At 53.0% G+C, this 6,547-nt stretch carries 5 protein-coding genes; 2 read left to right on the forward strand and 3 right to left on the reverse strand.

The window, feature by feature from the left end; all coding sequences use genetic code 11:
* Positions 1-279: 279 nt before the first annotated feature.
* Positions 280-1,161: a 23S rRNA pseudouridine(2605) synthase RluB gene (rluB, locus tag F9C28_RS19460; protein WP_199016907.1), complete on the reverse strand. Its 882-nt coding sequence runs from the start codon at positions 1,159-1,161 to the stop codon at positions 280-282.
* Between the two features lie 330 nt (positions 1,162-1,491).
* Between rluB and F9C28_RS19465 the strand changes: the two genes are divergently transcribed.
* Together F9C28_RS19465 and F9C28_RS19470 are read left to right on the forward strand one after the other, a co-directional pair.
* Positions 1,492-1,932 carry a DMT family transporter gene (locus tag F9C28_RS19465; protein WP_199016908.1) on the forward strand — a complete coding sequence of 147 codons (441 nt, stop codon included), beginning with the start codon at positions 1,492-1,494 and terminating at the stop codon, positions 1,930-1,932.
* The gene (locus F9C28_RS19470) at positions 1,932-2,414 is read left to right on the forward strand and encodes a DMT family transporter (RefSeq protein ID WP_233149193.1); all 483 of its coding nucleotides are present in this window, start codon (positions 1,932-1,934) and stop codon (positions 2,412-2,414) included. Before F9C28_RS19465 ends, F9C28_RS19470 begins: the two co-directional genes overlap by 1 nt.
* 27 nt (positions 2,415-2,441) lie before the next feature.
* Here the strand turns inward: F9C28_RS19470 and F9C28_RS19475 are convergent, their stop codons facing one another.
* Both F9C28_RS19475 and F9C28_RS19480 read right to left on the reverse strand, forming a co-directional pair.
* Positions 2,442-4,028 (reverse strand): EAL domain-containing protein, encoded by a 1,587-nt coding sequence (locus F9C28_RS19475; protein ID WP_332909435.1) that lies wholly within the window; start codon positions 4,026-4,028, stop codon positions 2,442-2,444.
* A gap of 237 nt (positions 4,029-4,265) precedes the next feature.
* Positions 4,266-6,377 carry a TonB-dependent siderophore receptor gene (locus F9C28_RS19480; RefSeq protein WP_199016910.1) on the reverse strand — a complete coding sequence of 704 codons (2,112 nt, stop codon included), beginning with the start codon at positions 6,375-6,377 and terminating at the stop codon, positions 4,266-4,268.
* Positions 6,378-6,547 lie beyond the last annotated feature (170 nt).

Below are 6,547 nucleotides of genomic sequence, written 5' to 3' on the forward strand. Positions count from 1 at the left end.
TTGAACTTTTGCTTTGTCACAGGATGTCGCTACAGGGTCAGGAGTGTGGTGATCTGATCCTAATTTCGGCTAAAAGTTCGATTTATTCAACAAAGCCAACAGCAGTATAAAAAAATCCCGTCGCCACCACATGGTGTTATTTGTCGCGAGAGTTCCTGTTTTTTGTCTTTTTAATAAACTGTGACGGATACCGCACGCCGGGCCCGGGGCGGCTGAAGATATCAGGAGAGGCGGAGAACAGGACTCCCCCGCGGATAGCGCGGAGGAGCCGGACGACGGTTAGCCGTTATTCTGGCGGTTGCTGCTGCGGCGGTTGCCGCTGCCGCTGGTCTGGCTGTGGCGTTTCACCGCGCGACGAATCTGGTTCGCCTTCATACGGCGGCGGTCTTTCTCTACCGCCACTTTTGACTCGGTTTCTGCCGGCAGCTCTACCAGCTTACGCAGGTAGTTGGTCTGGGCGAGGTCCAGCTCGGTGTAGCCACCGCGCGGCAGGCCTTTTGGCAGGGTCAGATCGCCATAGCGTACGCGGATCAGGCGGCTAACCTGCACGCCGACCGCTTCCCACAGGCGGCGAACTTCACGGTTACGGCCTTCGGTCAGGGTCACGTTGTACCACTGGTTGATCCCTTCCCCGCCGGTAAATTTAATGGTTTTAAACGCCGCCGGACCATCTTCCAACTGAACGCCCCGTGACAGTTCACGGACTTTGCTGTCGTCTACCTGGCCGAATACCCGCACGGCATATTCGCGCTCAACTTCCCGGCTGGGGTGCATCAGGCGGTTTGCCAGTTCACCGTCGGTGGTGAACAACAGCAGCCCACAGGTGTTAACATCCAGACGGCCGACGGCTATCCAGCGGGCACCGCGCAGTTTTGGTAACCGATCAAACACCGTCGGGCGGCCTTCCGGATCATTACGGGTGCAAAGCTCGCCTTCCGGCTTGTAATACGCCAGCACGCGACAAATTTGTTCGGCGGATTCTTTAATCGCCACCAGATGGCCATCAATACGGATACGCAGGCCGGGGGTTATCTCAACCCGATCCCCCAGAGTGGCTATCTTGCCATCAACACTCACGCGCCCGGCAGAAATGATTGCTTCGATTTCACGGCGGGAGCCATGACCCGCACGGGCCAATACTTTTTGTAACTTTTCGCTCATTGAGCATCCTCGGGTGTCGCCTTCACAGGCGTCTTATATACTTTAAAAACAATGAGTTAAATATGATTCCCTCACTGTTATGTAGGTGTAATTCGCTGCACGGGGTTGTGGTAAGCCCATTTACGGCTGTCATCCCCCTGAATGTGGGGGCGTATGTTACACGAAGTTGGCAATAAATACCTCATTCACGCGCAGACGATCGTGTGAATGTCACCGCACCCACCTTTGCATTTTACGCACAGCAATTGTGCGTACAGGGCTATTTTTCCCCCTGCCGATAGCCTTTAGCATGCGCTCCTCTGTTCTTAACCACAGGTTACAAGTATCGCAATGAAACTGATTGCTATTTTACTGGTGATAATCGCCGGGATGGGCCTTTCGGTAGAGGCCGGTTTGCTCGGCCCCCTGGGCCTGCACGTTGGCCACTATTGGGCCAGCCTCGCCCTGTTTGGGGCCGAAGCGGCCCTGGCATGGTTACTGGTGCTTTTTTTCGGGCCGCGAAATCCAGCGCCTTTCTTGTCCGCCCCGGGCTGGCAACTCACCGGAGGCATCTGGGGGCCGCTGTATGTTCTGATCCTTACCATTGCCACCCCCATTATCGGTATTACGCTGCTGATGACCGGAGTGCTGGCAGGCCAGGTGGCGAAAAGCCTGCTGATCGACCATTTCGGCTGGTTCGGCGCACCGCGCCGCCCGCTGAACCGCGACAAAATTATTGCGCTGGTATTTGTCCTTGTCGCCCTGGCGCTGATTTCTGGAGGTAACGCATAATGTTCCACGTAATAATGATAGTTCTGGCGGTGGCTGCCGGGGCGCTGCTGAGTGTTCAGGCGGCGGTCAATGCCCGGTTGAGCCAGTCTCACGGTGTATTACGCACCACCTTTTTCACCTTTCTGGTGGGGACAGTCTTCTCCGCGCTGATGGTGTTATTCCTTGAGCCCGCACACCCTGTCTCGCTACTGGATGTCCCCAAATGGCAATTGCTGGGATCGTTACTGGGGCTGGTGTATGTGCTGGCGATGGTGTTTGCCGTCCAGCGTATTGGGGCGGCCATTGCCACCATTGCGGTGATCCTCGGCCAGTTGAGTATGTCGGTAATTATCGATACCTTCGGCTGGCTGGGTAACCAGGCCATTGCATTTTCCTGGTCCCGTTTCGGCGCGGCCCTGTGCCTGGCCGCCGCACTGTGGTTTATTTACCGGGGTAATAACCGGCCAGTGGCCAGCCCCCGGCTGGCCGGCAGCACACAATAAGACCTGACCGCGCCTGCGCCGCGGTGGTCAGCGCCGGGCGGGGCTTTCCGACACCGGGATACCGTGTTCAGCCATCGTTTCCGCCAGCCCGCTGGCGGATAACGCATGGTAAAAATACCACCCCTGTACCAGAGGATGCGGCTGTATCGACTGGATATGGCGCAAGTCATCCTCGCTTTCCACCCCTTCAAAAATGATGTTTTTATCCAGTTCGATAATCGACGACACCATATTGCTCAGGATTTTGCGAAAGTTTTCATCGGCCATACGCTGGACATAGAACTTATCAATTTTGACATCATCAAAATTAAGCTCCGGCAACAGATGCAGATTTGATGTCCCGGTACCAAAATCGTCGATGGCGATTTTATAGCCCTGCACATGAAGATAGTGCACAAAACACGACAATTGCTGGTACGCGACATCGGTTCTTTCCGTCACTTCTATTTTAATTCTGCCGCGGCTGATGCCGAATTGATCAACAATCTTATTCAGGCTGGGTACAAATTGCCGGTTAACCACCTCGACGGAACCGACATTAATCGACAAGGTAAATTTATACTGTTTAAGCAGCGGAGCGAGTTCCTGGAGCGCATTGTGCAGAATATTGAGCGTCAGATGCTGGCTATAACCCAGCTTCTCCACCAGCGGAATAAAAAACTCCGGCGAGACCGTATGAAAGACCTCATCCTCCCAGCGCACCAGCACCTCAGCACCGACAATTTTACCCTGCCCGGCATCAACAATCGGCTGGTAGCGGTTCACTATCAGATTGCGTAATACTGCCCGGCGCAGGCGGTTTTCCAGGGAGTAGTGCTCCACCAGGCTATCGAGGATCAGATTGGTTATCATCAGCGCCAGCAGGATAGCGCACCCCAGGACAGCCACCTGCACCCAGCCCTGGTAGCGCAAAATGCCCATACCGGCATCAGTGATATCCACACAGGAATTGTAAACGTCACTACAGGCCGACACTGTCTCCTGCGCCATCAACAGTGACGGGCGTTCGGCGGACATCGTGCGCTGATAAAGAATATGCTGCTTATTTTTGCTGCGAAATGAAATCGACAGATACTTGTCGTTATCGTAGATCCTATCCTGATAAAAAAACGGCGAGGTGACCAGCATGATATTTTTTGCCCGGATAGCATTCAACATGCCAGCGACCCCGGGATAAAACGAGACATAGCGATAAAAGGAGATATCTGGATTAAGCGCAAAAGCCGAAGACGGTAATCCCACTGCCGGTGTCAGCTGGCCTTCCCGCGCAGTACAAGCTATATGGCCGTTATTAACAATGCCCGCGTCATATATATATCTGTATTTATTGGTGATATATCGCAGATCTTCCATGTCATCCGCATTACAATTACCGTTGAGCTGTTGCAGATATGCAATTGCGCTGTAGGAATCGGCGATTAAATATTCAGACTTTTTCATCAGCATTTCAGCCTGTTCAGTATGTTGTTCAAGCTGAAAAAAGACAAAAATCTTTTGAAATACAAATAATAAAATCAAGGTGCCAATAATAGTACCAACCCAAATGCAGGATTTTTTCTTTTCAATTTTCCTCATCACGTCCTCTGCTGAAGATGAGTGCCTGCTGTGTTGCATACTTTATACTCATTAAGAATCCAGCCAATTTGCCTGAAAAATATTCCGGCGCTACTCATTATGCGCCATATATAGTGTACCGGTTATACGCTGGCAAAAATATCCACAACTGAATTAACCATAGCGGATAGTAACCTCAAATTCCCTGGATTCATTAATTTTACCGATTAACAGCGTAAATTATCCCTGGCTATTCTGCCGACAGCCCGGGGAGGGCTGCCGGCAAGGCATCAGCTATCAGAAGCGGTAGCTGGCGCCAACTTGTACCGTGCGGTCACGGCCAATCCAGCAGTTGCCGCTGTCATAACAGGTGAAGGTAGCTTTATTGGTCAGATTCTGGGCGCTGGCTTTCAGCGTTATTCCGGCCAGGGACGGGCTAAGCGGTGATAAATCCCATGAGGCCGCCATATCAAACTGGGTCGTGCCCCCCAGCTTACCGGCGTTATTGGCCGGGTCGACCTCCATCGGCCCCTGGTAACGCGCCCCGCCGCCGATGGTCACCCCGTTGAGCACCGTCTCCGTAAAGGTGTAGTCGCCCCATAGGGTGAACGCGTTCTCCGGGATTTGGGTTGGCCGCTTGCCCTTATAGGTATCATCTTTAGTATTAATGACGTGGGTGTAAGCATAGTTGGCGATAAGGTTAGTATTGTCGGTGGGACGGCTAACAACCGAGACTTCTGCCCCTTTGGATTCAATCTCCCCGGTCTGGCGGTAATTAAGGAAACCGGGATCGTTGGTCACCACATTTTTCTCGCGAATATTAAATACTGAGGCGGTAAAGGTGGTGGCATACTCCGCCAGCAAATATTTGATCCCGCCTTCCACCTGTTTGCTGGTGGTGGGTTTGACCTGGCTGGCGGTGAGATTCCCCCGGGGGGAAACCGGCAAGAAACCTTCCGAATAGCTGATAAAGGGCGACAGGCCGTTGTCGAAGGCATACAGCGCCCCAAGGCGCTTAGTCACCCGGTCCTGGTCAACCCACTCTTTGTTCCCCTGCTGCAAATAATCGGTGGTGGTTGAGCGGTAATCATCATAGCGCACGCTGGCCAGCAGATTCAGGCCGCCCCAGGCCATCTGATCTTGCAGGTAATAGCCATATTGTTTAAAACTCATGCGGTTAAGCTGGGCGGTATACAGCCCCAGATAGTCCGTGTGGATCTGCCCGTAGTTTGGATAACGCATATCAATCCCCGGGGTGGCTTTCCCGGCATAGCGATATTTGTAGTGGGAATCGAGCCGCTGGAAATCAAACCCGGCCAGTAAATGGTGCTGCCAGTCGCCCAGCGTCAGGGTTTTGGTGACCTGGTTATCAATATTAAAACTGCGCAGATCTTCATCCGTGGTATAGGCAAAGCGGTTTAAGTCGTACACCGGCCCGTTATTGCCGGTGGCATAGGCGCTGCGCTGGTGGGTATCGACATCAAAATAGCGCGCCTTCTGCACCATGCCCCAGCCACTGTCAAACTGGTGTTCAAAACTGTAGCCCACCATCCACTGGCGTTGCTTAAAGCCACTCCAGTGATCCCCGGCATAATCCCGGCGTGACTGGTAGTTCGAACGGATATACGAAATCGGTAAAGGGTCGGACGGGGTTAAATTCGGCATATCCTGGTAGATAGCATCCAGGGTCAGCCGGGTTTTATCCGACGGCTGCCAGGTCAGCGACGGGGCCAGCAGATAATTTTCACTCTTGCGGGTGTGGGGCTGATCGTCACCGGCGCTGGCTTTGGCAATCATCCGGTAACGCCAGTCGCTGCCCTCAATGGGCCCGGTAGAGTCCAGATACCCCTCCCGCAGATTGCGGGTCCCGGTGGTAAAACCGAACTCCGTGGCTGCGGTAGCCTGGGGCTGTTTGCTCTGGATATTCACCAGCCCACCCGGGGAGGCATTACCGTAAAGCACCGAAGAGGGCCCCTTGAGAATATCCACCTGCTCGATCAACAGCGGATCGATATTCGCTTTGGTATTCCCGGTGACGTTATAAGGCAGTTGCAGGCCGTTATAATATTCATGCTCAGCATTGAAGCCGCGAATTTTATATTCGCTCATATAGGTAGTGGCGCCACGCATCTCGGTAGAGACCCCCGGCGCATAGCGCAGAATTTCATTCAGCGAGCGGGGATGGCGTTTTTCGATTTCCTGCTGGCTGACAGTATCGATTACCTGGGGTGTTTTTGATTCCGCCACCGCGGATTTTGTGGCGCTATTAGTCCATGCCGCAAGCCCCTGGCCGCTCTCGGCATTAACCACAATGGTGGATTCCGGCGCATCCTGCGCATTAACCGGCGCGCTGAGCGCCAGAGAGATACAACTGGCCAACAAACAGGGGGAATATGTCTTTATAGTCATGATAATTATCGGGTTATTGTAATGCCACCTTAAAAGGAATGATAATTATCCTTATTTTTATTATTAATGCAATGGCTTTGTTGAATAAATCAGATTTCGGGTAAGTCTCCCCCGTAGCGGGTTGTGTTTTCAGGCAATACGCACACTTTCAGGCATACCTGCTTTCGTCA

The sequence above is a fragment of the Shimwellia pseudoproteus genome, from assembly GCF_016415625.1.
In the GTDB taxonomy this organism is placed as follows: domain Bacteria; phylum Pseudomonadota; class Gammaproteobacteria; order Enterobacterales; family Enterobacteriaceae; genus Shimwellia; species Shimwellia pseudoproteus.

What these genes read in the sequence shown, in the direction of transcription:
- F9C28_RS19470 (WP_233149193.1), top strand. Translation starts at nt 1,932, where the DNA reads ATGTTCCACGTAATAATGATAGTTCTGGCGGTGGCTGCCGGGGCGCTG.
- F9C28_RS19465 (WP_199016908.1), top strand. Translation starts at nt 1,492, where the DNA reads ATGAAACTGATTGCTATTTTACTGGTGATAATCGCCGGGATGGGCCTT.
- rluB (WP_199016907.1), bottom strand. Translation starts at nt 1,161, where the DNA reads ATGAGCGAAAAGTTACAAAAAGTATTGGCCCGTGCGGGTCATGGCTCC.
- F9C28_RS19480 (WP_199016910.1), bottom strand. Translation starts at nt 6,377, where the DNA reads ATGACTATAAAGACATATTCCCCCTGTTTGTTGGCCAGTTGTATCTCT.
- F9C28_RS19475 (WP_332909435.1), bottom strand. Translation starts at nt 4,028, where the DNA reads ATGCAACACAGCAGGCACTCATCTTCAGCAGAGGACGTGATGAGGAAA.